Origin of the sequence: Acinetobacter sp. GD03645, from assembly GCF_029845285.1 — a bacterium.
Lineage (GTDB): Bacteria > Pseudomonadota > Gammaproteobacteria > Pseudomonadales > Moraxellaceae > Acinetobacter > Acinetobacter corruptisaponis.
The window spans coordinates 1-3364 of the sequence record NZ_JAOCLL010000043.1 but is presented as its reverse complement, the minus strand read 5'-3'; the positions used below and the strand labels follow the sequence as shown (position 1 = coordinate 3364).

Genomic DNA, 3364 nt, shown 5'->3' with positions numbered 1-3364 from the left:
CTTGTAATGACTGTACGAGATCCACGGTGCTTCTGCCCCAGCGTGTCAATTCCGTCACCAAGATGGCATCGATTTCACGAGATTGCGCCATGGTCATCAAGTATTTTCTTTGCAATCTCTCATCCTTACTGCCTGATGCAGTTTCTTTCCAAACACCGACAACATCGTAGCCGCAACGATTGGCGTAGGCACGTAGGTCATATTCCTGTCGTTCGCAGGACTGATCGTTCGTTGATACTCGGCAATAAATGGCCGCATTCTGTCCCAATTGAACCTCCTTGCGAAATTGCAGCGCAAAGCTAAGCGTGGCGGTACAAAATAATGTACCTTTAATAGTTTAGTTTATTTGGGACTAATGAGCCATGCCGCGCCATTCTATTTTGTCGTCCACGGAATTGGGAAGCCTGTTCGAAATTCCAGATGATAGAGCTTTTATGCTTCAGCATTACACTCTGAGTGATTCTGATAAATCCATAGTCCATCAACATCGAGGGGCATCCAACAAGCTAGGCTTTGCAATTCAACTTTGCTACATGCGTTACCCTGGAGTGATATTGGGTATTAACGACGAACCATTCAAACCCTTACTTTTCATGATGGCTGCTCAACTTAGTATATCAGTGGACTGCTGGAATGATTATGGTCAGCGCGAGCAAACAAGACGAGAACATATTGCCGAATTGAAAAAAGTTTTTGGGTTCAAACTATTCACCTTGAGTGACTATCGGCAATCGGTCAATATGATGGTGGATTTGTCCCTTCAGACAGATAAAGGTCTTATTTTAGCCACAACTCTCGTTGAAAATTTACGACAAAAATCAGTCCTTTTGCCAGCTATAAATGCAATTGATAGTATTTGCGCAGAAGCAATCACATCTGCCAACCGCATAATTTATACTGCTTTGACGAGCTCACTTTCAGAAACTCATCGTCAAAATATAGATGCTTTGCTGAACCGTAAAGAGGGCAGCAAACTGACAATATTGGGGTGGCTTAGACAGTCACCAGCTAAACCAAACTCAAAGTACATGCTTGAGCACATTGAGCGGCTGAAGTGCTTACAAGCCATCGATCTACCTGAAGACATTGGAAAACACGTTCATCAAAATCGCTTACTGAAAATTGCTCGCGAAGGTGGGCAAATGACTCCTGCTGATTTGGCCAGATTTGAATCTCAACGTCGATATGCCACTTTGGTAGCAATCGTTGTGGAGAGTATGGCCACGATCACCGACGAAATTATTGACCTGCATGATCGCATTATTGGAAAGCTATTTGCTATCGCAAAAAATAAACACCAGCAACAATTTCAATCATCAGGTAAAGCGATCAACGACAAAGTGCGTTTGTATGGGCTTATCGGGAAAGCCTTGCTAGATGCCAAGCAAAATGGCAGTGATCCGTTTGCCGCCATCGAAACTGTTATTTCATGGGATGCTTTTGCAGCAAGTATTACTGAGGCAGAAAAACTGGCGCAACCCGAAGACTTTGATTTTTTACCACGAATTGGCGAGAGCTATGCAACTTTACGCCGTTACGCGCCAGAACTTCTTGCCATACTTAAATTGCGTGCTGCCCCAGCAGCAAAAGATATGCTTGCCGCTGTAGAGTTGCTCCGCAGCATGAATGTTGATAATACACGAAAAATCCCCTCTAATGCTCCAATAGCGTTTATCAAAAAACGGTGGGCAAGACTAGTCTTTACCGATGATGGTATTGATCGCCGCTATTACGAAATATGTGTGTTATCTGAACTTAAAAACTCGCTACGGGCTGGGGATCTCTGGGTACAAGGCTCTCGCCAATTCAAAGACTTCGATGAGTATTTAGTGACTGCTGATAAATTTAATCAGCTAAAACAGTCCAATGAGTTACCTCTAACCATTACTACTGATTGTGATCTATATTTGCAAAGTCGCCTTTCACTATTGGAGCAGAAATTAGCAATCATTAATCGCATGGCAGCGACCAACGATTTGCCTGATGCGATGATCAATCAATCTGGTCTAAAAATAACACCTCTCGATGCCGTGGCTCCTGATACAGCCCAAACTTTAATTGACCAAACAGCAATGCTGTTACCACATATCAAGATCACCGAATTATTAATGGAGGTCGATGAATGGACAGGCTTTACTCGACACTTCACTCATTTGAAAACGGATGACACTGCGAAGGATAAAGCGTTATTGCTCACGACCATACTGGCTGATGCAATTAATTTAGGGCTGACGAAAATGGCCGAATCATGTCCTGGTACAACTTATGCCAAACTCTCATGGCTACAGGCTTGGCATACCCGTGATGAAACTTATTCAACGGCATTGGCCGAATTGGTGAATGCTCAATTGAAACAACCTTTCGCTGAAAACTGGGGAGATGGCACTACCTCCTCATCAGATGGCCAACGCTTCCGCGCAGGTGGCAGAGCTGAAAGTACAGGACATATCAATCCAAAATATGGCGCAGAGCCTGGAAGGTTATTTTATACACACATTTCTGATCAATACGCACCATTTAGCAGTAAGCTGATCAATGTGGGCGTTCGTGATTCAACCTATGTTCTTGATGGGCTGCTGTATCACGAGTCTGATTTACGCATCGAGGAACACTACACCGATACGGCTGGATTCACCGACCATGTTTTTGCACTCATGCACATGCTAGGGTTTCGATTTGCACCACGAATTCGTGATCTGGGCGATACGAAACTCTATATTCCAAAGTCAGACATAGACTATGCCGCACTTAAACCCATGATTGGCGGCACACTGAATATCAAACAGATTCGTACTCATTGGGACGATATTTTGCGTCTGGCCGCATCAATCAAGCAAGGGACTGTCACAGCGTCGCTAATGCTACGTAAACTCGGTAGTTATCCACGACAGAATGGTTTGGCATTGGCATTACGAGAGCTGGGGCGTATTGAGCGCACACTGTTTATCTTGGATTGGTTGCAAAGCGTAGAACTACGCCGTCGGGTTCAAGCTGGATTAAATAAAGGTGAAGCCCGTAATGCATTAGCGCGCGCCGTTTTCTTTTATCGATTGGGTGAGATTCGAGATCGAAGCTTTGAGCAACAGCGTTATCGAGCCAGTGGCTTGAATCTAGTGACCGCCGCCATTGTATTGTGGAACACGGTTTATTTAGAGAGAGCGACTAACGCCCTACGAGGGCATGGTCGCACAGTCGATGATACCTTGCTGCAATATCTGTCACCGCTGGGGTGGGAGCACATCAATTTAACTGGGGATTATCTATGGCGAAGCAAAGCCAAGATAGGTGGTGGAAAATTTAGGCCATTGCGCGCAATTGAAAAACCTTAGCGTGCTATATTTTCCGTTTCCTGAGACGACCCCTA

At 44.7% G+C, this 3364-nt stretch carries 2 protein-coding genes; one reads left to right on the top strand and one right to left on the bottom strand.

What is annotated here, in order from left to right; all coding sequences use genetic code 11:
- Positions 1 to 268: recombinase family protein (locus N5J47_RS18035; RefSeq protein ID WP_135897997.1), on the bottom strand; the 268-nt coding region annotated here is incomplete at its 3' end.
- A 94-nt stretch (positions 269 to 362) separates the two neighbouring features.
- Here N5J47_RS18035 and N5J47_RS18030 point away from each other — a divergent pair.
- Positions 363 to 3329: a Tn3-like element ISAcsp1 family transposase gene (locus N5J47_RS18030; RefSeq protein WP_279961409.1), complete on the top strand. Its 2967-nt coding sequence runs from the start codon at positions 363 to 365 to the stop codon at positions 3327 to 3329.
- Positions 3330 to 3364 lie beyond the last annotated feature (35 nt).

What these genes read in the sequence shown, in the direction of transcription:
- N5J47_RS18030 (WP_279961409.1), top strand. Translation starts at nt 363, where the DNA reads ATGCCGCGCCATTCTATTTTGTCGTCCACGGAATTGGGAAGCCTGTTC.